We start from the raw sequence: 24063 nt of genomic DNA on the forward strand, positions 1-24063 counted from the left end.
TCCGTTTCACGCTCGGCGAGAGGCGGTCAGCCGCGCGTGATGGGCTCGGTAGCATCAAGCACCGGCCCGGACGGGGGACCTTTGCCAGTCCCCTGAGCCGTGTCCGCCATGGGGCACCCCGTCCGCCGGTCCACGCAGCCGGAGGTGCCCATGAGTGCGGAGGCCACGAACCCCGCGACGCCAGGTCCGGTGACCGCCGGACCCGCCGCACGCTGGCGGGCGAGGATCGACCTGCGGCGCCTGGGCCGGGCCGCGCTGCTCGGTCCGGCCGCCCGTGACCGGCTGCCCGACGCCATCGGCCATGTCGCCGAGGCCCACCGCGCTCACCACCCCGACGCCGACCTCGAACCCCTGCGCCGCGCCTATGTGCTGGCCGAGTCCTCGCACCGCGGCCAGATGCGCAAGAGCGGCGAGCCGTACATCACGCACCCCCTCGCCGTGACCCTCATCCTCGCCGAACTCGGCGCCGAGACCACGACATTGACCGCCTCCCTGCTCCACGACACCGTCGAGGACACCGAGGTGACGCTCGATCAGGTCGGCGGGCAGTTCGGCGCGGAGGTGCGCTATCTCGTCGACGGCGTGACGAAGTTGGAGAAGGTCGACTACGGCGCCGCCGCGGAGCCGGAGACCTTCCGCAAGATGCTCGTCGCCACCGGCAACGATGTCCGCGTGATGTCGATCAAACTCGCCGACCGGCTGCACAACATGCGCACCCTCGGTGTGATGCGCCCCGAGAAACAGGCCCGGATCGCCAAGGTGACCCGGGACGTCCTCATCCCGCTCGCCGAACGGCTCGGCGTGCAGGCGCTCAAGACCGAGCTGGAGGACCTGGTCTTCGCGATCCTGCATCCCGAGGAGTACGAACACACACGGGAGTTGATCGTCGACAACGCCTCCCGCGCGGACGATCCGCTCGCCGAGGTCGCCGACGAGATGCGCACGGTCCTCAAGGACTCCGACATCCACGCCGAAGTCCTCATCCGGCCACGGCACTTCGTCTCCGTGCACCGGGTGGCCCGCAAACGCGGCCGGCTGCGCGGCGCCGACTTCGGGCGGCTGCTGGTGCTGGTGGGCGAGGACGCGGACTGTTACGGCGTCCTGGGCGAACTGCACACCTGTATGACGCCGGTGGTCTCGGAGTTCAAGGACTTCATCGCCGTACCGAAGTTCAACCTGTACCAGTCCCTGCACACGGCGGTGGCGCGGGAGGACGGCCAGGTCGTCGAGGTCCTCATCCGCACCCACCAGATGCACAAGGTGGCGGAGGCCGGGGTGATCGCGCTCGGCAATCCCTACGCCCCCTCCTCCGACGAGCCCGTCGACGGTGAGCGCGCGGATCCGACCCGCCCGGGCTGGCTCTCCCGCCTCCTCGACTGGCAGGAAGCGGCCCCCGACACCGACACCTTCTGGTCCACCCTCCGCGAGGACCTCGCCCAGGACCGCGAGATCACCGTCTTCCGCCCCGACGGCGGTACCCTCGGCCTGCCCGAGGGCGCGACCTGCGTGGACGCGGCCTACGCGCAGTACGGCGAGGATGCGCACGCGTGCATCGGCGCCCGCGTGAACGGCCGCCTGGCGACCCTGAGCACGGTGCTGAGGGACGGCGACACCGTCCAGCTCCTCATGGGCCAGGACCCCGCCTCCGAGCCCTCCAGGGAGTGGCTGGAGCATGCCCACACCCCCGCCGCCCGCATCGCCATCCAGCGCTGGCTGGCCTCCCACCCCTCGCACGAGGACGAGGAGGACCGCGCCGACGCCGGGGCGACGGCCCCCCGCCCCACCACGGAGGCCCTGTCCACGGACGGCTCCCCGACGGCCCGCCCCGCGGCGAACGTCGTGGCCGACCAGCCGGGCGCGACGGTACGACTGGCCGGCTGCTGCACCCCGGTACCGCCTGACGAGATCACGGGGTTCGCGGTACGCGGGGGAGCGGTGACCGTCCACCGGGTCGAATGCGCGGCGGTGAACCGCATGAAGGGCACGGGCCGCGCGGAGATCGGGGTGCGCTGGGGCGACACGACGGAGGTCCGGGTGACCCTGGTAGCCGAATCGTTCGTCCGCCCCCACCTCTTGGCCGACCTGACGGAAGCGATGGCCCAGGAGGGCGCGGAGATCGTCTCGGCCACGGTGGAACCCCCCACGCAGCAGAGGGTCCGCCACATGTACACGGTCCAACTCCCGGACGCCGCACACCTTCCCGCGCTGATGCGGGCGATGCGGAATGTGGCGGGGGTGTACGACGTGAGCCGGACGCAGACGCAGCTCGGGGTGTCGTAGGGCGCCGCTGTACCCGACCCGCGAGGAACCCGTTCGGGTGGGCCGATCGCGCGTCGCCGCCTTCCCGCGCGCGCCCGCTGGTAGCGGTGGTCCATGCCGCACATCCCCCGCAAGGCCACCGCCCTCCTCGCCTCGGCCGTCACCGTCTGCCTCCTCGCCGCCGGCGCCCCCGCCGAACCCCTCGGCATCGGCGACCGTCTCTTCCCCCATCTCGGTAACCCCGGCTACGACGTGGCGTCGTACGACCTCTCCTTCAGCTATCCCGGCACCAACAGCGAGCCCCTCCAGTCGGTCACCACCATCAACGCGTGGACCACGACCACCCTCGACAGTGTGAACCTCGACTTCGCCCACGGCGACATCGAGTCCGTGGAGCTGGGCGGCGAACCGGCCGCCTTCACCACCGCGGGCCAGGACCTCGTGGTCACCCCGGACGAGCCACTGCCCACCGGCAGCTGGATGCGGATCACCGTGCGGCACACCAGCGACCCCAGGCCGGCCAAGGACCGCGACGGCGGCTGGGTCCGCACTGCGGACGGACTGGCGATGGCCAACCAGGCCGACGCCGCGCACCTGGTGTTCCCCGGCAACGACCACCCCTCCGACAAGGCGATGTTCACCATCAGGGTGACCGCGCCGAACGGCTACACGGCGGTCGCCAACGGCCTGCCCACCGACGTGGACCGCTCACGCGCGGCGACGACCTGGACGTACCGCACCCAGCACCCCATGGCCACCGAGCTCACCCAGGTCTCCATCGGCCGCTCCACCGTCCTGCGCCGCACCGGCCCGCACAGCCTGCCCGTCCGCGACGTGGTGCCCACCAAGGACCGCGAGCGCCTGGAACCGTGGCTGAAGAAGACGCCGGACCAGATCTCCTGGATGGAGGGCAAGGTCGGCCGCTACCCCTTCGAGACGTACGGCGTGCTCATGGCGGACGTGGACACCGGCTACGAACTGGAGACACAGACCCTCTCCCTCTTCGAGAAGGCCCTGTTCACCGAGCCCGCCTACCCCGCCTGGTATGTCGAATCGATCATGGTCCACGAGCTGGCCCACCAGTGGTTCGGCGACAGCGTCAGCCCCCGCACCTGGTCCGACCTGTGGCTCAACGAAGGGCATGCCACCTGGTACGAGGCCCTGTACGCCGAGGAGAAGGCCGACCGCCCGCTGGCGGCGCGGATGAAGGCCGCGTACAGCGCCTCCGACCGCTGGCGCGCCGCCGGCGGCCCACCGGCCGCGCCCAAGGCACCGAACCCCGGCCAGAAGATCAGCATCTTCCGCCCCAACGTCTACGACGGCGCCGCCCTCGTCCTCTACGCCCTCCGCCAGGAGATCGGCCACCCGGCCTTCGAACGCCTGGAACGCGCCTGGGTCACCCACCACCAGGACGGGGTCGCCGGCACCGACGACTTCGTCGCACTCGCGTCGGAGATCGCTGGACGCGACCTGAGCGGCTTCCTCCAGCCCTGGCTGTACGGGGAGAAGACCCCGCCCATGCCCGGCCACCCGGAATGGAAGCCGGCCGCTCCCGTGAAAGCCCCGGCCGCGAAATAAGGCGATGACGAGACGCCCCGTCCCGTGCGACCATCTTCAGGTCGGCGTCGGTACGGGGCCGGGAACCGTCAGCGGTTCCGCGGGAATCTCCCGGGGCACTCGTACGTTGTGCACAATGACCGCCGTACAGGAATCCTCAACGACGTAAGGACCCAATGACCTCCTCTTCTTCCCCTTCCCAGGACACGCAGCGCTTCGCGTACACCTACCCCGAGGGTCTTCGGGCCGATGCCCTGATGGAAGAGGACGTCGCCTGGAGCCACGAGATCGACGGAGAGCGGGACGGCGACCAGTTCGACCGCTCCGAGCGCGCGGCTCTGCGCCGCGTGGCGGGCCTGTCCACCGAGCTTGAGGACGTCACCGAGGTCGAGTACCGCCAGCTCCGTCTGGAGCGTGTCGTGCTCGTCGGCGTCTGGACCACGGGGACCGTACAGGACGCCGAGAACTCCCTCGCGGAGCTCGCCGCCCTCGCGGAGACCGCGGGCGCGCTCGTGCTCGACGGTGTCATCCAGCGCCGCGACAAGCCCGACGCCGCCACCTACATCGGTTCCGGCAAGGCCGAGGAGCTGCGCGACATCGTCCTCGAAACCGGCGCGGACACCGTCATCTGCGACGGTGAGCTCAGCCCGGGCCAGCTCATCCACCTCGAAGACGTCGTCAAGGTCAAGGTCATCGACCGCACGGCCCTGATCCTCGACATCTTCGCCCAGCACGCCAAGTCCCGAGAGGGCAAGGCGCAGGTCGCGCTCGCGCAGATGCAGTACATGCTGCCGAGGCTGCGCGGCTGGGGTCAGTCGCTGTCCCGTCAGATGGGCGGCGGCAAGGGCGGCGGCCTCGCCACCCGTGGTCCCGGTGAGACCAAGATCGAGACGGACCGGCGCCGGATCCGCGAGAAGATGGCGAAGATGCGCCGGGAGATCGCGGACATGAAGACCGGCCGCGAGATCAAGCGCCAGGAGCGCAAGCGCCACAAGGTGCCCTCGGTCGCCATCGCCGGCTACACCAACGCCGGTAAGTCCTCCCTGCTCAACCGCCTCACGGGCGCGGGCGTCCTGGTCGAGAACGCCCTGTTCGCGACCCTGGACCCGACCGTCCGCCGGGCCGAGACCCCGAGCGGCCGGCTGTACACGCTGGCCGACACCGTCGGCTTCGTCCGGCACCTGCCGCACCACCTGGTCGAGGCGTTCCGCTCCACGATGGAGGAGGTCGGCGAGTCCGACCTGATCCTGCACGTGGTCGACGGTTCGCACCCGAACCCGGAGGAGCAACTGGCCGCCGTACGCGAGGTGATCAGGGACGTCGGCGCCACCGACGTACCCGAGATTGTCGTGATCAACAAGGCCGACGCGGCCGACCCACTGACGCTCCAGCGGCTGCTGCGGATCGAGAAGCGCTCCATCGCGGTCTCGGCCCGCACCGGCCGGGGCATCACCGAGCTGCTCGCGCTGATCGACAACGAGCTGCCCCGGCCCTCGGTCGAGATCGAGGCGCTCGTGCCGTACACGCTCGGCAAGCTGGTCGCCCGCGCGCACGACGAGGGCGAGGTGATCTCCGAGGAGCACACCCCGGAGGGCACCCTGCTCAAGGTGCGGGTGCACGAGGAACTGGCGGCGGATCTCGCGCCGTACGTCCCCGCTCCCGCGGTGTAAGCGGTACGCGCGACGAAGGCCCGCCCCCCCTTGCGGAGGCGGGCCTTCGTCATGCCGACGTCGTCACTGACCGCCGTAGGTCTTGCTCATGTTCTCGTACAGCGCCTCGGCGTTCGCACCGAGCTGCGGCCCGGCCAGCCAGGTGTTGTCCTCGGGGCCGATGGAGGTGTTCGACACCAGCTTGGTCTCACCGTCCACCACCCGGAACCAGCCGCCACCGGAGGAGCCGCCGGTCATCGTGCAGCCGATCCGGTACATCGTCGGCAGCGTCGGGCTGAGCGAGAAGCGGCCCGGCTGGTCGAGGCACTTGAACATCTTCAGACCGTTGTACGGCGGCGCCGCCGGGTAGCCCCAGGCGCCCATCGTGCCGGACTCGGTCGCGGAGGGGGCCGAGAAGTCCACGTCCAGCGCGGCACCGACAGTCTCCTCAAGCGACTTCGCGCCCTGCTCCGGCTTCACATGCAGTACGGCGTAGTCGTACGCCGCACCCGCGCCGCCGGTCGACGAGCCGCCCTGGATCCACTCGTTCGAGGTGGAGGCCCAGTCCGCCCACCAGTTGCCGTGGGGGGCGATTTCGGTGGCGTTCGCGTTGCCCAACTGCGCCTCAGACTTGCCCAGGTCGTTGTAGGCCGGAACGAAGACGATATTGCGGTACCAGCCGCCTTCACCACCCGCGTGCACACAGTGGCCGGCCGTCCACACCAGGTTGGACTTGCCCGGGTGGTTGACGTCCTTGACCACCGTGCCGGAACAGACCGCGGGACCGTCGGGGGAGTCGAAGAAGACCTTGCCGACCGGAGCGGCGTTCTCGTGGTACGGCGTCTTCTCGGCCTTCGCCTCCACGGGCGCCGGCTCCGGGTCGCTGACGCCCTGGTCGGCCGAGGCGTCCTTCGTGGAGACCGTCTTGTCGGCCTCCTTTGCGGACTGCATCCGGTCCGGCTTCCACAGGCCCTCGATCACCGGGTTGACGAAGTCCTTGGCCTCACTCAGCCACTTGTCCTTGTCCCAGTCCTGCCAGCCGCCGTCGGCCCAGGCGTCGACGTCGATGCCGTGTTCCTTCAGCTTGTCGGCGATGCTCTGGGGAACCTCGGCCTTGCCCTGATCGGCGGCCTGAGAGGCGCTGGACTTGTCACTCGCCTCGTCGTCGCCGGAACCGCTGCACGCGGTCGCGGTCAGCGCCACGGCCGCGAGAAGCGCGGTGGCGGCGAGGCGGGTACGTGTGGAACGCATGGTGCGGTGACCCCCGTAGAACTGCTCTGACTGATTCATGAGTGCCCCTGGCACGCGAGACCCCACTATGCTCGGGGAGTTGAGGGCGAACGGCGGTGAGACCGTGAAGGTTTCCCGCCCTCACCGCCGCAGGTCTCACTGGCCGGCGAACTTCCCGCTGACCTCGTCGAACACACCCTTGGCCTCCTCACCGAGCCGCGGCCCGGCCAGCCAGCCCGACTCCACCGGCCCGATGGAGGTGTTGGAGACGAGCGTGGGCTTGCCGTCCGAGCCCGTGGCGACCCAGCCACCGCCCGACGAACCACCGGTCATCGTGCAGCCGATGCGGTACATCGTGGGGTCCGCCTTGTTCAGCGACAGCCGTCCCGGCCTGTCCTGGCACTGGTACAGCTTCTGCCCGTCGAACGGCGGCGCCGCCGGGTAACCCGTCGCGGTCATGCTGTCCACCTCCGGCACGGCCGGCGCGTTGAAGTCCACCGGCAACGCCGAACCGACCATCTCCTCCAGCGACTTGCCCTCGCCACCCTCCTCCGGCGTCACATGAATGACGGCGAAGTCATAACTGGCGCCGTCCCCGCCGGTCGCACCACCCTGCTCGATCCACTGGTCCGAGGTCTGCACCCAGTCACCCCACCAGACCCCGTACGGCGCGATCTCCTCCCGGGTGGCGCTCTCCAACTCCGCCGTCTCCATGGCGTCGTTGTTGTACGACGGCACGAACGCGATGTTCCGGTACCAGCCGCCGTCCTTGCCGGCGTGCACACAGTGGCCCGCCGTCCACACCAGGTTGGACTTACCGGGGTTGGCCGGGTCCGCAACGACCGTCGCCGAACACACCATCGTGCCCTCGGGGGAGTCGAAGAACACCTTCCCGGCCGTCGGCGCACTGTCGTGGTACGTGGCCGGCACGGCCTGCGCGTCCACCGGAGCCGGCGTCGGGTCGGTCACACCCTGGTCACCGGAGAGGTCACTGTCGTCGACACCCTTGTCCGGCTCCTCGGCCTCACGCATCCGGTCCGGGTCCCACAGGTCCTCGATGATCGGGTTGACGAAGTCCTCGGCCTCGCGCAGCCAGTCGTCCTTGTCCCAGTTCTTCCAGGCGCCGTCCTTCCACTTGTCGATGTCGATCCCGTGCTCCTTGAGCCGGTCCTTGATGTCGTCCGGGATCGAGATCTTGTCGTCACCGGCGGCGGCGGTCGCCGAGGACCCGCCACTGGCGTCGGTGTCGCCCGACTCACAGGCGGTGGCGGTGAGCGCGAGGGCCGCGGCGAGGGCGACGGCGGCGGGCAGTGGGGAGGTTCTGCGCCGTGCGCCCCTCCCTCGGCGAGCGGTGAACGACGGCCGTATCGATCGCATGGTCTGACTCCCCCTGGGGTGAACGAACTTGGCAGCACTGCCGCACTCCGGCGCCACTCAACTCGGCGACCGGGAACGGCACCACACACTATGCGCTCGCTGTGGGGGACTTCCGACGGAACGGCAACGGTTCCGTCACGGCAAGGATCTTGAAGCAACCCGTAACCGCGTGAGCGGTGCGGGGTTGGTAGCGGTGGGGGTTCTGCTGCCTGTGCGCGGCCCCCTGTGCCCAATTCCCCAGAGCTTCGAGTGAAGCCTCGCGGGGGTGCGTATGTCGGGACGGGCGAGGACACATGTGACCTGCTCGCCCCTGGACGGCGGGAGGTCGGGGAACGATGGCTGTGACCGGGGCTGCGGGTGGGGGGTTCTGTCGGGGAGAGGGGGCGGGTGGGGTTGGGGTACCTGGGCCTGGGCCTACGTTGGGAGTGTGTGAGGAGGGGGCGGCTGGGGTCGGGGTGCCTGGGTCGGGGGTGCGTGACGAGGGGGCGGCTGAGGTTGGGGCTCCTGCGCCGGGGGTGCGCGAGGTAGGGGCGGCTGGGGTCGGGGTGCCTGGGTTGGGGGTGCGTGACGAGGGGGCGGCTGAGGTTGGGGCTCCTGCGCCGAGGGCGCGTGAGGAAGCGACGCCCGGGGTCGGGGCGCCTGCGCCGGGGGCGCGTGAGTCGGGCGGGCGGAGGCTTGTGGGGCGTGAGGGCGTGGGGGTGCGCTCCTCCTGGCACGAGGGGATCCTGCGGCGGCAGTCGGCGCGCGAGTCGGCAGCGCGCACCTACGCGCGTGCCCTGCCGATCGTGCCGGTACGGGCGCGCGGGATGACGATCGAGGGCGCGGACGGACGCCGGTACCTGGACTGCCTCTCCGGGGCCGGCACTCTCGCCCTCGGCCACAACCACCCCGTCGTCCTGGAGGCGATCCGCAAGGTCCTTGACTCTGGTGCCCCCTTGCATGCCCTCGACCTCGCCACCCCGGTCAAGGACGCCTTCACCACCGAACTGTTCCGCACGCTGCCCCCGGGACTCGCCGACCACGCGCGCGTGCAGTTCTGCGGCCCTGCCGGAACCGATGCCGTCGAGGCCGCCTTCAAGCTGGTCCGCACCGCCACCGGCCGCAACGGGATGCTCTCCTTCACCGGCGCCTACCACGGCATGACCGCCGACGCCCTCGAAGCCTCCGGCAACGCCTTCGACGTACGCGTCGCCCGCCTGCCCTACCCGCAGAACTGCCGCTGCCCGTTCGGCGTCAGCGGCGAACGCGGTGCCGAACTCGCCGCCCGCTGGACCGAGTCCGTCCTCGACGACCCCAAGTCGGGCGTACCGCACCCCGCCGGGATGATCCTCGAACCCGTGCAGGGCGAAGGCGGAGTGATCTCCGCACCCGACACCTGGATGCGCTGGATGCGGAAGCTCACGGCCGACCGGTCCATCCCGCTGATCGTTGACGAGGTCCAGACCGGAGTCGGACGCACCGGCGCCTTCTGGGCCGTCGAGCACAGCGGCGTCACACCCGATGTGATGGTCCTCTCCAAGGCCATCGGCGGCAGCCTGCCCCTGGCCGTCGTGGTCTACCACGAAGACCTCGACGTCTGGGAGCCCGGCCCCCACGCGGGCACCTTCCGCGGCAACCAACTCGCCATGGCCGCGGGCACGGCCACCCTGGCCCACGTCCGCGAGAACGGCCTCTCCGAACGCGCCCATCACCTGGGCACCCGCATGCTGGCCGAACTCCGGGCATCGGTGGGCCAATTCGCCTGCGTCGGCGATGTCCGGGGGAGGGGCCTGATGATCGGCGTGGAGGTGGTGGACCCGACGGAGGGGCCGACGCCGAAGCAGCACCCCGAGCCGAGCCAGGATCCGGCACGACCGGACGCCGCTCGCGATCCTCGCCCTCCAGCCCCCGAACTCGCCGCCGCAGTCCAGCGGGAGTGCCTGAAGCGAGGCCTGATCGTCGAACTCGGCGGCCGCCACAACAGTGTCGTACGGCTCCTCCCACCGCTCACGATCAGCGACGAGCAGGCGACCGCCGTATTGGACCGCCTGACCGACGCCGTGCACACGGTCGCCCGCGACCACGCCGAAACCCGGCCCCTCCACTGACAGCTTCCTCTCCACCAGAACCACCTCCCCAGGAACAGAGCAGAAGTTGAACACCACGCGCGCATCCGACGAGCACACCCCGAGGGGCGCGGCAGGCCCCACCGACGCCGATTCGCCGACGCCGACGCCCGCCCCGGTCCGCCGGCAACAGGAAGCTGGCCTGGAGCTGGGCCGGGCGGGGACCGCCGACTCGACGCGAGGAGAGGCGGCCGCTCCCTCACCGGAAGGGACTCCGGCGCAGGGCGACGCACCGCACGCCGAACGGTCACGCCGTCCCGCCACCGACCTCCTGGAGCACCCCGACCCGCACACCGCGGCCCAGGCCGCCGCCGTGGAGAACCTGCTCCGCTGCTGGGTGAGGGAGGCGCGCCTCCCCGCCCCTTCCGACGGGACCCTCCGCATCCCCCTCCCCGCCAGCGGCACGGCCCTCATCGCACCGGTCCACTACTGGTCCCCGACCGGCTGGCACCGCTTCGGCCTCCCGCATCTGGCGGACACCCCGGAACAGTCCCCGCCCGCCGACGCGGTCACGGTCGCGGCCCTGCTCGCCCGGGAGACCCCAGAGGGAGTCGGCACAGCAGGCCCACGAGCGGCTGACGCGACCAGGGCGCCGTCCGGTGCCTCGGCGGTCTTCGGACCGGCCTCCGCGACCCCCGGACTAGCCTCGGCGGTCTTCGGACCGGCCTCCGCGACCCCGGGACTAGGCTCAGCGGTTCTGGGACCTGCACCCGCGCCGACCGGACCCGTCCCCGACACTCCCGGCCCCGCCCCGGAGACTCCCGGACCCGCGTCAGCCGATCGCACCGACCTCGTCGCCCGCGTAGCCGAATCCGTTCACCGCACGGCCCTGTTCATCAGCGACCGTCAGGACCGGCCTGCCGACGGCCCCGACCTCTTCCTCAGCGCCGAGCAGGCACTCGTCCTCGGGCACCCTCTGCACCCCGCCCCGAAGAGCCGCGAAGGCCTCTCCGATTCCGAAGTCCGGCTGTACTCACCCGAATTGCGTGGCTCCTTTCCCCTTCACTGGATCGCCGTGGCTCCCTCCCTGCTCGCCACCGACTCGGCCTGGACCGAACGCGGACGCCCCGTCGCCGCGCCCCAACTCACGGCCAGGCTTGCCGGGCCTGGTCTGTCGCTGCCCGACACCTACGCGGCCCTGCCCCTGCACCCCTGGCAACTGCGCGAGGTCCGCAACCGCCCCGATGTCGCGGCCCTGTTCGACGCCGGACTGCTCCGGGACCTCGGCCCTCATGGCGCCCCTTGGCATCCCACCTCCTCCGTACGGACCGTCCATCGGTCCGGCGCCCCCGCCATGCTCAAACTCTCCCTGGGTCTGCGCATCACCAACTCCCGTCGTGAGAACCTCCGCAAGGAACTGCACCGTGGTGTCGAGGTTCACCGCCTGATGCGCGCCGGCCTGTCCAGGCAGTGGCAGACCGCGCACCCGGGCTTCGACATCGTCCGCGACCCGTCCTGGCTCGCGGTCGACGCGCCGCAGGGTGAGCCGGTGCCAGGTCTCGACGTGATGATCAGGCACAACCCGTTCCACCCCGCCGCCGACGTCTCCTGCATCGCCGGTCTCGTCTCGCCCCGCCCGCACACCGAACCAACCACCACCCTAGGCGGCCACCGGACAGCTTGGCGGTCCCGTCTGGCCCAGGTCGTCACCCGCCTCGCCGCGCGGACAGGCCGACCCCGTGGCGCCGTGTCCGCCGAGTGGTTCCTGCGCTACCTCGAACACGTCATCCGCCCGGTGCTCTGGCTGGATGCGGAGGCGGGCATCGCCCTGGAGGCGCACCAGCAGAACACCCTGCTTCTGCTGGACACGGACGGTTGGCCCAGCGGCGGCCGCTACCGTGACAACCAGGGCTACTACTTCCGTGAGTCCCGTCGCGGGGAACTCGACGCCCGGCTCCCCGGCATCGGCCGGTACAGCGACACGTTCGTCTCCGACGAGGTGACCGACGAACGCTTCGCCTACTACCTCGCCATCAATAACGTCTTCGGCCTGATCGGAGCCTTCGGCTCCCAGGGCCTCGCCGATGAACGGCTGCTGCTCGCCGCCTTCCGCCGATTCCTCGCCGATGTGGCCACCGGTCCTGCCCGGCTGCGCACCTCGCTGCCGGCCCGTCTGCTCGACTCATCCACCCTGCGCTGCAAGGCCAACCTCCTGACCCGGCTGCACGGCCTGGACGAACTCGTCGGCCCGGTCGACACACAGTCCGTCTACGTCACCATCGCCAACCCCCTTCATTCCTGAGCTACGCCGTCGAACCACCTGAACCGGACCCTTTCACCACCTCAACTCCCTGCATTTCCGAGGAACATGACCCACCCCGCCTTCTGAGAGGAGCGTCGCCGTGCCTCCCAATGACGCGAGCACCGATGCCGGTATCGATCCTGCTGCCTCCGGCGGCACCGACACGGCCCCTGCTGTCTGCCCCCGTGGGGACAGCGAGGACACGCTGGACCTGCGCCTGCCCGATGAACTTCTCGCGCTGTTCGCGGCGACGGGGGAGGAGGCAGGGGGCGATGCCGTCGGTGACAGGGCCGATGGACCGGCGATGCTCACCTGGTCCGCCTCCGTCGTGCCGCTCGGCGACGATCTCCTCGACCGCGTCGTCGACTGGGGGCCGATCACCACGACCGTGGGTGTGCTCCAGCTCCTTCCCGTGCGCGTCGAGCACGATCTGCCACTCATCAGCCGCTGGATGAACGACCCCGCCGTCGCCGCCTTCTGGGAGCTGGCCGGGCCCCAGAGCGTGACCGAGCAACATCTGCGGGCCCAGCTCGCCGGGGATGGGCGCAGTGTGCCGTGCGTGGGTGTTCTGGACGGCACGCCGATGAGTTACTGGGAGATCTACCGGGCGGACCTCGACCCGCTGGCCCGCCACCATCCCGCCCGTCCTCATGACACTGGAATCCATCTCCTCATCGGTGATGTCTCCGACCGTGGGCGAGGCCTCGGCACCACACTTCTCCGAGCGGTTGCCGACCGAGTCCTCGACCGGCGGCCCGCCTGTGCGCGCGTCATCGCGGAACCAGACATTCGCAACATCCCTTCCGTCGCTGCTTTCCTGAGCGCCGGTTTCCGGTTCTCCGCCGAGGTCGAGCTGCCCACCAAGCGGGCCGCCCTCATGGTCCGAGACCGGGCCTTGCGCGATCTGCTGTAACGCCACGCTGCGGTGTCGTCACTTTTGGTACACCGCTCGGGCGGTCGGGGTTCCCAATCGCCGCCGACGGATTTCGAACCCCCCCGAAACCCGCCGGACGGCCCCCGCACCGACGGATGGGCCGCCGCACCGACGGACGGGACCCGGCACAGCCCGACGGAATCCCGCACCGCCGAATAGACCCCGCACAGCCCGACGAAATCCCGCACCGCACCCAGCGGAACGCCGCTGCCGCCCGAAAGGCCCGCGTCACCACCCGACCCACCAACTCGCCGCCCCCCGAGGATCCTCAGTCTTGATCCAGCCCCCTGCCATGCCCTACGCCACCGCCGTGATCACCCGTTTGTCAGTGCCGGGTCGTAGGGTGGTCGCGCTATGACGAAGCCCTCACTCCCCGAACTCCTGCATGCTGCCGTCACTGCCGTCGGCGGTACGGAGCGCCCCGGCCAGGTGACCATGGCCGAATCCGTCGCGGAGGCGATCGACGACTGTTCCCATCTGCTGGTCCAGGCCGGCACCGGCACCGGTAAGTCGCTGGGCTATCTGGTTCCCGCGCTCGCGCACGGGGAGCGCGTCGTCGTTGCGACGGCCACGCTGGCCCTGCAGCGCCAGCTGGTGGAGCGGGATCTGCCGCGCACGGTCGAGGCACTGCACCCGCTGCTGCGCCGCCGTCCGGAGTTCGCGATGCTCAAGGGCAGGTCGAACTACCTGTGTCTGCACCGCCTCCACGAGGGCGTTCCGCAGGACGAGGAAGAGGGCCTCTTCGACCAGTTCGAGGCGGCCGCGCCCACCAGCAAGCTGGGCCAGGACCTGCTCCGCCTGCGGGACTGGTCCGACGAGACCGAGACAGGCGACCGCGACGACCTCACGCCTGGCGTCTCCGACCGCGCATGGGCCCAGGTGTCGGTCTCGTCGCGGGAGTGTCTGGGCGCCACGAAGTGTGCCTACGGCGCCGAGTGCTTCGCCGAGATGGCCCGCGAGCGCGCCAAGCTCGCCGAGGTCGTCGTCACGAACCACGCACTGCTCGCGATCGACGCAATCGAGGGCGCCCCGGTGCTCCCGCAGCACGAGGTGCTGATCGTCGACGAGGCGCACGAACTGGTCTCCCGGGTCACCGGTGTCGCCACCGGCGAGCTCACTCCGGGCCAGGTCAACCGGGCAGTGCGCCGCGCCGCCAAGCTCGTCAACGAGAAAGCCGCCGACCAGCTCCAGACCGCCGCCGAGGGCTTCGAGCGGCTGATGGAGCTGGCGCTGCCGGGCCGGCTGGAGGAGATTCCCGAGGATCTGGGCTACGCGCTGATGGCATTGCGCGACGCCTGCCGCACGGTGATCTCCGCGATCGGCGCGACCCGTGACAAGTCCGTCCAGGACGAGGACGCGGTCCGCAAGCAGGCGCTGGCTTCGGTGGAGTCGGTGCACGACGTGGCGGAGCGGATCACGCACGGCTCCGAGTGGGACGTCGTCTGGTATGAGCGCCACGACCGTTTCGGCGCTTCCCTGCGGGTGGCGCCCATGTCGGTCTCCGGTCTGTTGCGCGAGAAGCTCTTCGCGGACCGCTCGGTGGTCCTGACCTCGGCGACCTTGAAGCTGGGCGGCGACTTCAACGGCGTCGGTGCCTCCCTGGGCCTCGCCCCCGAGGGCACCGAAGGCGAGGACCTCCCGCAGTGGAAGGGGGTCGACGTCGGCTCGCCCTTCGACTATCCCAAGCAGGGCATCCTCTATGTCGCCAAGCATCTGTCGCGCCCCGCGCGGGATGGTGACCGCGCGGACATGCTGGACGAGTTGACGGAGCTGATCCAGGCGGCCGGCGGCCGCACGCTCGGCCTCTTCTCCTCGATGCGGGCCGCCCAGCTCGCGGCGGAGGAGCTGCGCTCCCGGATCCCCGAATTCCCGATCCTCCTCCAGGGCGAGGAGACCCTCGGCGAGCTCATCAAGAACTTCGCGGCCGACCCCAAGACCTGTCTCTTCGGCACGCTCTCCCTCTGGCAGGGGGTCGACGTCCCGGGCCCCAACTGCCAGCTCGTCGTCATGGACAAGATCCCGTTCCCGCGCCCCGACGACCCGCTGATGAGCGCCCGCCAGAAGGCGGTCGAGGACGCGGGCGGCAACGGCTTCATGGCGGTTGCGGCGACCCATGCGGCACTGCTCATGGCCCAGGGCGCCGGTCGTCTCGTACGGGCGTCGGGGGACCGTGGCGTGGTCGCCGTACTCGATCAGCGGCTGGCGACGGCGCGGTATGGGAGCTATCTGAAGGCGTCGCTGCCCGACTTCTGGTACACCACGGACCGTAATCAGGTCCGTAAGTCGCTGGCCGCGATCGACGCGGCGGCGCAGGCGCAGGTCGGAGCCGAGTGAGGGGTGGGTAGCCTGTCCCGCAGCCGGGACAGGCTACCCACCCCTCGGTAACCGAGCGTCGACCAGGGCCGGGAAAGAGTCAGGGAAAGAACAGGGCCCCGGAACCGGCGCAGGGGTCCCGGGGCCCGGTCAGATCGGCGAGATCTGCCGCGCGGTGCTCACACGCGCCGCAGCACCGCCACCACCTTGCCGAGGATGGTCGCGTCGTCGCCGGGGATCGGCTCGTACGCGGAGTTGTGCGGGAGAAGCCAGACATGGCCGTCCTCGCGCTTGAAGCGCTTGACGGTGGCTTCGCCGTCGAGCATCGCGGCCACGATGTCGCCGTTCTCTGCGACGGGCTGGCGACGAACCGTGACCCAGTCGCCGTCGCAGATCGCGGCCTCGATCATAGAGTCGCCGACGACCTTCAGGACGAACAGCTCACCGTCGCCGACCAGCTGCCGGGGGAGAGGGAAGACGTCCTCGACGGACTCCTCGGCGAGAATCGGGCCACCGGCGGCGATCCGGCCGACCAGCGGGACGTAGGACGCGGCGGGCTTGCCGGCGGTGTCCGTGGGCTGCACGGAGGCGGCCTGGTCGGAGCCGCGCACCTCGTACGCGCGCGGGCGGTGCGGGTCGCGCCGCAGGAAGCCCTTGCGCTCCAGTGCCATCAGCTGGTGTGCGACCGAGGAGGTGCTGGAGAGGCCGACTGCCTGGCCGATCTCGCGCATCGACGGCGGGTAGCCGCGTCGCTGCACCGAGTCCCTGATGACCTCGATGACCCGGCGCTGCCGGTCGGTGAGTCCGGAGCTGTCCGCCCGGATTCCTGGAGGTCGGCCCGGCAGGGAGCGCTTGTGCCCCTCGGGATTCGCGGCTTCGTTCATCGCATGCACCGGCTCGAATCGGCCCTGGGAGCGGTCCTGGGCAGTGATGGTGGCACTGTCTGCGGTGGTGGTCACGTCGGCCCCTCTCGATGGTCTCCCTGCTGGACAACGGTAGTTGCTTTCGAAAGGTTGCGCCAAACACACGTTCGAGTGAAAAATAACGGTTCACCTGACGTGATCATGTGTCTGGGTGTATGGCTAACGCGGCGCCTGGGCGGACAAAAGGGCCCATTGCTGTACTCTTCACCGCCGGGGTGGCGACCTCGTGGGTTGTTGCCCCAGTCTGCCATCCGGCGCCCAGCCGACCGTGACCTGGCCCCCATCCGTGCGGGAGTCCCACGACGCCTCCCTGTGGCGCTCACGGTATCTCCGCATGTGCCGAAACGGTACGGCTGTGCAGGCTCGTGTTGCCGCGGGGCTGTGGTCGATTGGTGCGGACCGGTGAGTTCGGCCCGCACGAGCGCGACACGCGCGTGTGGCATGTATGTATGAGCCAATCCCCACATGTAGTGGTTGGATTGCAGCAGCAGCCCAGAAGTTGTGGTCCCCCGGGTCTTCGGACTCTCGGCGATCGCCTATGCTTGGGGCTGCTTCGAGGGGCCCATGAGGCCCAGCGAGGCTATTGAGTCTGCTGTGAGGAGGGTTGGGAGTTCATGCACTGCCCCTTCTGCAGGCACCCCGACAGCCGTGTGGTCGACAGTCGTACGACCGACGACGGCACGTCGATCCGCAGGCGCCGCCAGTGCCCTGACTGCTCCCGTCGTTTCACGACCGTGGAGACGTGCTCGCTCATGGTGGTGAAGCGGTCCGGAGTCACCGAGCCATTCAGCCGTACCAAGATCATCAATGGCGTGCGCAAGGCATGCCAGGGACGGCCTGTCACCGAGGACGCACTCGCCCAGCTCGGCCAGCGGGTCGAGGAGGCGGTGCGGGCCACCGGAAGCGCCGAGCTGACCACCCACGACGTGGGGCTGGCCATACTCGGCCCGTTGCAGGAGCTCGACCTCGTCGCCTATCTGCGATTCGCCTCCGTCTACCGGGCGTTCGACTCGCTCGAGGACTTCGAGGCCGCGATCGCGGAACTCAGGCAGACGGAACATCCCGCCGCGGACGACGACGACCGCGGGGACGAAGACGAGCGCGGGCCCGGAGGGACTGCGCAGGTCCCCGTGCCCGCCAACGCCGCCGACTGACCGACGGACCGGATCCGGAGATCCAGGACTCCGGGTCCGGCCGCGCGGCGGCGACCGAAGACCTGTTGCGGGCGGCAGCGAGAGATGCCCGCAGCACCAGACAGAACACCGTGCCACGGGAACATCGGGGCACTTCAGGGCGTTTTAGCCCGTACAGGGAGGCGGCATGACAGAGACGGCGAGCGGTCCGACGCGAGGTTCCCGAGCCAAGGGCACCAAGGCGACCAAGGGGCTGCGTATCGAGCGCATCCACACCACCCCCGGCGTGCACCCGTACGACGAGGTCCAGTGGGAGCGTCGTGACGTCGTCATGACCAACTGGCGCGACGGCTCTGTGAACTTCGAACAGCGCGGCGTCGAGTTCCCCGACTTCTGGTCGGTGAACGCGGTCAACATCGTCACCAGCAAGTACTTCCGCGGTGCCGTAGGCACCCCGCAGCGCGAGACCGGCCTCAAGCAGCTGATCGACCGCATCGTGAAGACGTACCGGAAGGCCGGTGAGGACTACAAGTACTTCGCCTCGCCCGCCGACGCCGAGATCTTCGAGCACGAGCTGGCGTATGCCCTCCTGCACCAGATCTTCAGCTTCAACAGCCCCGTCTGGTTCAACGTCGGCACGCCCCAGCCCCAGCAGGTCTCCGCCTGCTTCATCCTGTCCGTCGACGACTCCATGGAGTCGATCCTCGACTGGTACAAGGAAGAGGGCATGATCTTCAAGGGCGGCTCCGGCGCCGGCCTGAACCTCTCCCGTATCCGCTCCTCCAAGGAACTGCTGTCCTCCGGCGGCAACGCCTCCGGACCGGTCTCCTTCATGCGCGGCGCCGACGCCTCCGCCGGCACCATCAAGTCCGGCGGTGCCACCCGCCGCGCGGCCAAGATGGTCATCCTCGACGTCGACCACCCCGACATCGAGGACTTCATCGAGACCAAGGTGAAGGAGGAGGAGAAGATCCGCGCCCTGCGCGACGCGGGCTTCGACATGGACCTGGGCGGCGACGACATCACGTCCGTCCAGTACCAGAACGCCAACAACTCCGTCCGCGTGAACGACGAGTTCATGAAGGCGGTCGAGCAGGGCGGCAAGTTCGGCCTCCGCGCGCGGATGACCGGCGAGGTGATCGAAGAGGTCGACGCCAAGACCCTGTTCCGCAAGATGGCCGAGGCCGCCTGGGCCTGCGCCGACCCGGGCATCCAGTACGACGACACCATCAACCACTGGCACACCTGCCCGGAGTCCGGCCGTATCAACGGCTCGAACCCCTGCAGCGAGTACATGCACCTGGACAACACGTCCTGCAACCTCGCCTCGCTGAACCTGATGAAGTTCCTGAAGGACGACGGCAAGGGCAACCAGTCCTTCGACGCCGAGCGCTTCGCCAAGGTCGTCGAGCTTGTCATCACTGCGATGGACATCTCCATCTGCTTCGCGGACTTCCCGACCCAGAAGATCGGCGAGAACACGCGCGCGTTCCGGCAGCTCGGCATCGGCTACGCCAACCTCGGCGCCCTGCTGATGGCGACCGGGCACGCCTACGACTCCAACGGCGGCCGCGCCCTCGCCGGTGCCATCACTTCCCTGATGACCGGCACCTCGTACAAGCGCTCCGCCGAGCTCGCCGCGGTCGTCGGCCCGTACGACGGCTACGCCCGCAACGCGCAGCCGCACCTGCGGGTCATGAAGCAGCACGCCGACGAGAACACCAAGGCCGTCCGCATGGACGACCTGGACACGCCGATCTGGGCCGCCGCCACGGAGGCCTGGCAGGACGTGCTGCGTCTTGGTGAGAAGAACGGTTTCCGTAACTCCCAGGCGTCCGTCATCGCCCCGACCGGCACCATCGGTCTGGCGATGTCCTGCGACACCACCGGTCTTGAGCCCGACCTCGCGCTGGTCAAGTTCAAGAAGCTGGTCGGCGGCGGCTCGATGCAGATCGTCAACGGCACCGTTCCGCAGGCCCTGCGCCGCCTGGGCTACCAGGAGGAGCAGATCGAGGCGATCGTCGCCCACATCGCCGAGCACGGCAATGTGATCGACGCCCCCGGCCTCAAGCACGAGCACTACGAGGTGTTCGACTGCGCCATGGGCGAGCGCTCCATCTCCGCGATGGGCCACGTCCGCATGATGGCCGCGATCCAGCCGTGGATCTCCGGCGCCCTGTCCAAGACGGTCAACCTGCCGGAGTCGGCGACTGTCGAGGACGTCGAGGAGGTCTACTTCGAGGCCTGGAAGATGGGCGTCAAGGCGCTCGCCATCTACCGCGACAACTGCAAGGTCGGCCAGCCGCTCTCCGCGAAGACCAAGGAGAAGGAGAAGGCCGAGGTCACGGAGAAGGCCGAGGCGACCATCCGCGAGACGGTCGAGAAGGTCATCGAGTACCGCCCGGTCCGCAAGCGCCTCCCCAAGGGCCGCCCCGGCATCACGACGTCCTTCACGGTCGGCGGCGCCGAGGGTTACATGACCGCCAACTCCTACCCGGACGACGGTCTCGGCGAGGTCTTCCTGAAGATGTCGAAGCAGGGATCGACCCTCGCGGGCATGATGGACGCCTTCTCCATCGCGGTCTCCGTCGGCCTTCAGTACGGCGTGCCGCTGGAGACGTACGTCTCGAAGTTCACCAACATGCGCTTCGAGCCGGCCGGTATGACGGACGACCCGGACGTGCGGATGGCGCAGTCGATCGTCGACTACATCTTCCGCCGCCTGGCGCTGGACTTCCTGCCCTTCGAGACGCGCTCCGCGCTCGGCATCCACTCCGCCGAGGAGCGTCAGCGTCATCTGGAGACCGGTTCGTACGAGCCGGCCGACGACGAGGTCGACGTGGAGGGTCTGGCCCAGTCGGCGCCGCGCGCCCAGGAGCTGAAGGCCGTCGCCACCCCGAAGGCCGAGGTCGAGGCGGCCAAGCCCGCCCCGAAGCAGGCCCACACCAGCGCCGAGCTGGTGGAGATGCAGCTGGGCATCCAGGCGGACGCCCCGCTGTGCTTCTCCTGCGGTACGAAGATGCAGCGGGCCGGTTCCTGCTACATCTGCGAGGGCTGCGGCTCGACCAGCGGTTGCAGCTGATCGCTAGTCCTTGACGGGGAGGGGCGCCGACCGTGTGTCGGCGCCCCTCCTTCTTCGTGGGCCGTGGTCAGGGCTGGTGGGTCTTGCCCATGGTGCGTGTGAAGGTCGCGGGGTCGTCCTCGAAGCCGTGGACACCGGGGTGGAAGTCCCAGCTGCCGTCCTCCTGGCGGGCGAACTCCGCGACCGTGGCCGCCGTAGCGCCGAGGACGCTGCCGAAGTCGTCCGTGGCCAGGTCGGTGTAGCCCTCGCGGATGCGCAGGCCGGGGTTGGTCACGCCGACGAAGGTGCGCTGTGCGGACCGCTGTTGGATGACGACGCCGACCACCACGCGCGCGTAGCGGCTGTCGAGGCGGTTGAGCTCCACCGTCATGACCTCGTCCCAGCCGAAGCCCTTGCCGTCGTGGCTGTCGCGGTTGAGATAGATGGTGCCGTCGGGGGACCGGCTGTCGAAGTGCACGACGAACGCCGGATCGCCGTAGGGGTCGCTCGCCAGGTACGTCCCGGCGACGAGATCCAGGTCGGTGGGCGGCTGCCCCGCCGGACTCGGGTCCCACTTGAGGGCTATCTCGACCTTCCGGATCCCCTTGTTGAGGCCGTTCACCAGACTCCCCTTCCCCGTTCGCCATGCGCGTGCGGCCTGAACTGCCCGACAGACAGGGCCGATTGTCCATCCTGCCACGCGCGCGTGGACGATCGTGGGGGAGCGCTCGCAGCGAGGGCGAACGGCGCCGCGCTCCGTGGCCTTACCATGGCGCGGTGCTGGTCAAGTGGATTCGCTGCACCGTGGTGGACCGCCGCGGTTTTGAGCGGGGGCAGCGAAAGTGGGCGGGGCTTCTGGGGGAGCCGGGGTTTCGGGGGCAGGGCGGTGGTTGGAGCCGGAGTCGGCCGGGCGTGGCGCACATCTTCGCCTTCTGGGAGAGCCGCGCCTTCTACGACTCCTTCATGGCGCGCTCTCACGACCGGCTGGCGGCGTCCCAGTCGGGCACGTTCAAAGACGCCCAGGTCAGACTCTTCGACCACCGTTTCGATGTGAAGACCGGCTTCGAGCCGCGCTTCACGGACGCCGATCTGCTGCGCGTCGCACACTGCCGGGTGCACGAGGAGCGTGCCGAGCACTTCACGCTGATGCAGGAGAAGGTCTGGAACCCGGCGATGGCCGGTTCGCCCGGCATGGTCCGCGGGCTGTTCGGCGAGGCGCCCGGCCATGAGTTCCTCGTCCTGTCGATGTGGCTGTCCGCCGCCGAGCACGGCAAGTACCGGGCCGAACGCGTCGAGCGACTGGCCCTGCGGGCCCAGACGGAGGCGGATGTCGCGGCTCTCACCGGAGACATCGTGGAGCTGGAATCCACCTGGACGGTGTGATCATCGCGCGCATCTCCGGATGGATCGCTGCCGGAAATATGTGACCTACGCCGTATGGAGCCCGTACGAGTGCTCGATCGGCCCTCACCCGATCTAGGGTTTTGGCATGGCACGACCACGGCGCATCGTCCTTGTCCGGCACGGCGAGTCAACGGGCAATGTTGATGACACCGTGTACGAGCGCGAACCCGACCACGCGCTGGCCCTCACCGAGCGGGGCTGGCGGCAGGCCGAGGAGACGGGCAAACGGCTGCGCGAGGTGTTCGGCCGCGAGCGGGTCAGTGTGTACGTCTCCCCCTACCGCCGCACGCACGAGACGCTGCGCGCCTTCCACCTGGACCCCCAGCTCATACGCATCCGTGAGGAGCCCCGGCTGCGCGAGCAGGACTGGGGGAACTGGCAGGACCGCGACGACGTACGCCTGCAGAAGGCCTACCGGGACGCCTACGGGCACTTCTTCTACCGCTTCGCCCAGGGTGAGTCCGGCGCCGATGTGTACGACCGAGTCGGCGGCTTCCTGGAGAGCCTGTACCGCAGCTTCGAGGCCCCCGACCATCCGCCGAACGTGCTGCTGGTGACCCATGGCCTCGCGATGCGCCTGTTCTGCATGCGGTGGTTCCACTGGACGGTCGCGGAGTTCGAGTCGCTGTCCAATCCCGGGAACGGGGAAATGCGGATGCTCGTTCTGGGGGACGACGGCAAGTACGCGCTTGACCGGCCTTTCGACCGCTGGCGAGATCCGGAACCGTACGGAATCACCGGATAGAGTGGCAGAGCGATGACCGCTGATTCCTCACCCGACGGGCGCCTGGACCGCGCCCTTGCCAGCCTGCGCGGACTGTCGGTGGGAGACGCGCTGGGCTCCCAGTTCTTCGTGCCGACGAACTATCCGCTGCTGAAGCGTCGTGAGCTGCCGCCCGGCCCCTGGCAATGGACCGACGACACGGAGATGGCCTGCTCCGTCGTCGCGGTCCTCGCCGCCCACCACCGCATCGACCAGGACGCGCTCGCCCGGTCCTTCGCCGAGCACCACGACTTCGACCGGGGCTACGGCCCCGCCGTGAACCGTCTGCTGCGGCTGGTCCGGGAGGGCGGCGACTGGCGCGAGCTGGCCTCCGCACTCTTCAAGGGCCAGGGCTCCTGGGGCAACGGTGCGGCGATGCGGATCGCGCCCCTGGGCGCCTGGTACGCGGACGACCCCGAGCAGGCCACCCACCAGGCCGAGATCTCGGCGTACCCCACGCATCAGCATCGCGAGGCCGTCGTCGGTTCCATGGCCGTCGCGGCGGCAGCGGCGCTCGCCGGCGCCCCGGGCGGTCCGCCCAGCGCGGAGGCGCTGCTCGACGGGGTGATCGCGCTGGTTCCGAAGAGCGCGGTCGGCGCGGGGCTGCGCCGGGCGCGCGACATGCTGGACTACGGCGACGCCGGCACCGTCGCCGCCGTGCTGGGCTGCGGTCGGCGGACGACGGCCCATGACACCGTGCCCTTCGCGATCTGGTCGGCCGCGCGGTCCCTCGGTGACTACGGGCATGCGTTCTGGACGACCGCGCAGGTCGGCGGCGACATGGACACCACGTGTGCCATCGTCGGCGGGGTGCTCGCGGCGGGCAAGGCGGGGACCCCGCCTTCGGAGTGGGTGGAGCGGACCGAGGCGTTGCCGGAGTGGCTTCCGGGGGTCTGACGGGGTCGGCTCAGGCGTCTTGCGGGGCGGGCGCCGGGGTCCGACGGCGCGGATTCTCAGCGCCCGGTCCGAGCCGCCGGAACCCGATTCAAAACTCTCCGTGAATATCGGGAACTCTCCGTGACCGCTGGTGCGTTCTCCTGGCATCCGCTGTGTGATCCATGGCTTGTGTGTGATCCATGGGCTCGTGCAGCCAGAAGATGCCAAAGGGGTGCG

General features: G+C 69.7%; 16 protein-coding genes. 12 read left to right on the forward strand and 4 right to left on the reverse strand.

Annotated features, from left to right (window positions below):
* The first annotated feature begins 150 nt into the window (after positions 1–150).
* From H4N64_RS31870 to hflX, 3 genes are all read left to right on the forward strand, one after another.
* Positions 151–2280, forward strand: a complete 2130-nt coding sequence (locus H4N64_RS31870) for a RelA/SpoT family protein (protein WP_186285909.1) — start codon at positions 151–153, stop codon at positions 2278–2280.
* 93 nt (positions 2281–2373) lie between these two features.
* On the forward strand, positions 2374–3837 hold the full coding sequence (locus H4N64_RS31875; RefSeq protein WP_186285910.1) for a M1 family metallopeptidase: 1464 nt from the start codon (positions 2374–2376) through the stop codon (positions 3835–3837).
* 155 nt (positions 3838–3992) lie between these two features.
* Positions 3993–5486, forward strand: coding sequence for a GTPase HflX (gene hflX, locus H4N64_RS31880; RefSeq protein ID WP_186285911.1), 1494 nt, complete (start codon positions 3993–3995; stop codon positions 5484–5486).
* A gap of 63 nt (positions 5487–5549) precedes the next feature.
* Here hflX and H4N64_RS31885 read toward each other — a convergent pair whose 3' ends face one another.
* Both H4N64_RS31885 and H4N64_RS31890 read right to left on the reverse strand, forming a co-directional pair.
* Positions 5550–6716: a trypsin-like serine peptidase gene (locus H4N64_RS31885; RefSeq protein WP_186285912.1), complete on the reverse strand. Its 1167-nt coding sequence runs from the start codon at positions 6714–6716 to the stop codon at positions 5550–5552.
* A gap of 135 nt (positions 6717–6851) precedes the next feature.
* Positions 6852–8072 (reverse strand): trypsin-like serine peptidase, encoded by a 1221-nt coding sequence (locus tag H4N64_RS31890; protein WP_186285913.1) that lies wholly within the window; start codon positions 8070–8072, stop codon positions 6852–6854.
* Between the two features lie 677 nt (positions 8073–8749).
* Here H4N64_RS31890 and H4N64_RS31895 point away from each other — a divergent pair.
* From H4N64_RS31895 to H4N64_RS31910, 4 genes are all read left to right on the forward strand, one after another.
* Positions 8750–10159 (forward strand): diaminobutyrate--2-oxoglutarate transaminase family protein, encoded by a 1410-nt coding sequence (locus tag H4N64_RS31895; protein ID WP_186285914.1) that lies wholly within the window; start codon positions 8750–8752, stop codon positions 10157–10159.
* Positions 10160–10319: 160 nt separating this feature from the next.
* Complete coding sequence (locus tag H4N64_RS31900; RefSeq protein ID WP_418896304.1) at positions 10320–12419, forward strand: IucA/IucC family protein; 2100 nt, start codon at positions 10320–10322, stop codon at positions 12417–12419.
* A 100-nt stretch (positions 12420–12519) separates the two neighbouring features.
* Complete coding sequence (locus H4N64_RS31905; RefSeq protein ID WP_186285915.1) at positions 12520–13332, forward strand: GNAT family N-acetyltransferase; 813 nt, start codon at positions 12520–12522, stop codon at positions 13330–13332.
* Positions 13333–13707: 375 nt separating this feature from the next.
* Positions 13708–15687, forward strand: a complete 1980-nt coding sequence (locus H4N64_RS31910; protein ID WP_186285916.1) for an ATP-dependent DNA helicase — start codon at positions 13708–13710, stop codon at positions 15685–15687.
* A 158-nt stretch (positions 15688–15845) separates the two neighbouring features.
* On the opposite strand, the gene lexA is transcribed toward H4N64_RS31910, so the two are convergent.
* Positions 15846–16625: a transcriptional repressor LexA gene (lexA, locus tag H4N64_RS31915; RefSeq protein ID WP_186285917.1), complete on the reverse strand. Its 780-nt coding sequence runs from the start codon at positions 16623–16625 to the stop codon at positions 15846–15848.
* A 578-nt stretch (positions 16626–17203) separates the two neighbouring features.
* On the opposite strand from lexA, the gene nrdR reads away from it, so the two are divergent.
* Together nrdR and H4N64_RS31925 are read left to right on the forward strand one after the other, a co-directional pair.
* Positions 17204–17743, forward strand: coding sequence for a transcriptional regulator NrdR (gene nrdR, locus H4N64_RS31920; protein WP_186285918.1), 540 nt, complete (start codon positions 17204–17206; stop codon positions 17741–17743).
* Between the two features lie 166 nt (positions 17744–17909).
* Positions 17910–20804, forward strand: coding sequence for a vitamin B12-dependent ribonucleotide reductase (locus H4N64_RS31925; RefSeq protein ID WP_186285919.1), 2895 nt, complete (start codon positions 17910–17912; stop codon positions 20802–20804).
* A gap of 67 nt (positions 20805–20871) precedes the next feature.
* Here H4N64_RS31925 and H4N64_RS31930 read toward each other — a convergent pair whose 3' ends face one another.
* Positions 20872–21405, reverse strand: coding sequence for a TerD family protein (locus H4N64_RS31930; RefSeq protein WP_186285920.1), 534 nt, complete (start codon positions 21403–21405; stop codon positions 20872–20874).
* A 155-nt stretch (positions 21406–21560) separates the two neighbouring features.
* On the opposite strand from H4N64_RS31930, the gene H4N64_RS31935 reads away from it, so the two are divergent.
* The 3 genes from H4N64_RS31935 (at position 21561) to H4N64_RS31945 (ending at position 23847) form a co-directional block, all read left to right on the forward strand.
* Positions 21561–22166 carry a DUF4937 domain-containing protein gene (locus H4N64_RS31935; RefSeq protein WP_186285921.1) on the forward strand — a complete coding sequence of 202 codons (606 nt, stop codon included), beginning with the start codon at positions 21561–21563 and terminating at the stop codon, positions 22164–22166.
* A 106-nt stretch (positions 22167–22272) separates the two neighbouring features.
* Positions 22273–22932: a histidine phosphatase family protein gene (locus H4N64_RS31940; RefSeq protein WP_186285922.1), complete on the forward strand. Its 660-nt coding sequence runs from the start codon at positions 22273–22275 to the stop codon at positions 22930–22932.
* A gap of 12 nt (positions 22933–22944) precedes the next feature.
* Positions 22945–23847, forward strand: coding sequence for an ADP-ribosylglycohydrolase family protein (locus tag H4N64_RS31945; protein WP_186285923.1), 903 nt, complete (start codon positions 22945–22947; stop codon positions 23845–23847).
* Positions 23848–24063: the final 216 nt, after the last annotated feature.

Source organism: Streptomyces cupreus, from assembly GCF_014257025.1.
GTDB lineage: Bacteria > Actinomycetota > Actinomycetes > Streptomycetales > Streptomycetaceae > Streptomyces > Streptomyces cupreus.

What these genes read in the sequence shown, in the direction of transcription:
- H4N64_RS31870 (WP_186285909.1), top strand. Translation starts at nt 151, where the DNA reads ATGAGTGCGGAGGCCACGAACCCCGCGACGCCAGGTCCGGTGACCGCC.
- H4N64_RS31875 (WP_186285910.1), top strand. Translation starts at nt 2,374, where the DNA reads ATGCCGCACATCCCCCGCAAGGCCACCGCCCTCCTCGCCTCGGCCGTC.
- hflX (WP_186285911.1), top strand. Translation starts at nt 3,993, where the DNA reads ATGACCTCCTCTTCTTCCCCTTCCCAGGACACGCAGCGCTTCGCGTAC.
- H4N64_RS31885 (WP_186285912.1), bottom strand. Translation starts at nt 6,716, where the DNA reads ATGCGTTCCACACGTACCCGCCTCGCCGCCACCGCGCTTCTCGCGGCC.
- H4N64_RS31890 (WP_186285913.1), bottom strand. Translation starts at nt 8,072, where the DNA reads ATGCGATCGATACGGCCGTCGTTCACCGCTCGCCGAGGGAGGGGCGCA.
- H4N64_RS31910 (WP_186285916.1), top strand. Translation starts at nt 13,708, where the DNA reads ATGACGAAGCCCTCACTCCCCGAACTCCTGCATGCTGCCGTCACTGCC.
- nrdR (WP_186285918.1), top strand. Translation starts at nt 17,204, where the DNA reads ATGCACTGCCCCTTCTGCAGGCACCCCGACAGCCGTGTGGTCGACAGT.
- H4N64_RS31925 (WP_186285919.1), top strand. Translation starts at nt 17,910, where the DNA reads ATGACAGAGACGGCGAGCGGTCCGACGCGAGGTTCCCGAGCCAAGGGC.
- H4N64_RS31940 (WP_186285922.1), top strand. Translation starts at nt 22,273, where the DNA reads ATGGCACGACCACGGCGCATCGTCCTTGTCCGGCACGGCGAGTCAACG.
- H4N64_RS31945 (WP_186285923.1), top strand. Translation starts at nt 22,945, where the DNA reads ATGACCGCTGATTCCTCACCCGACGGGCGCCTGGACCGCGCCCTTGCC.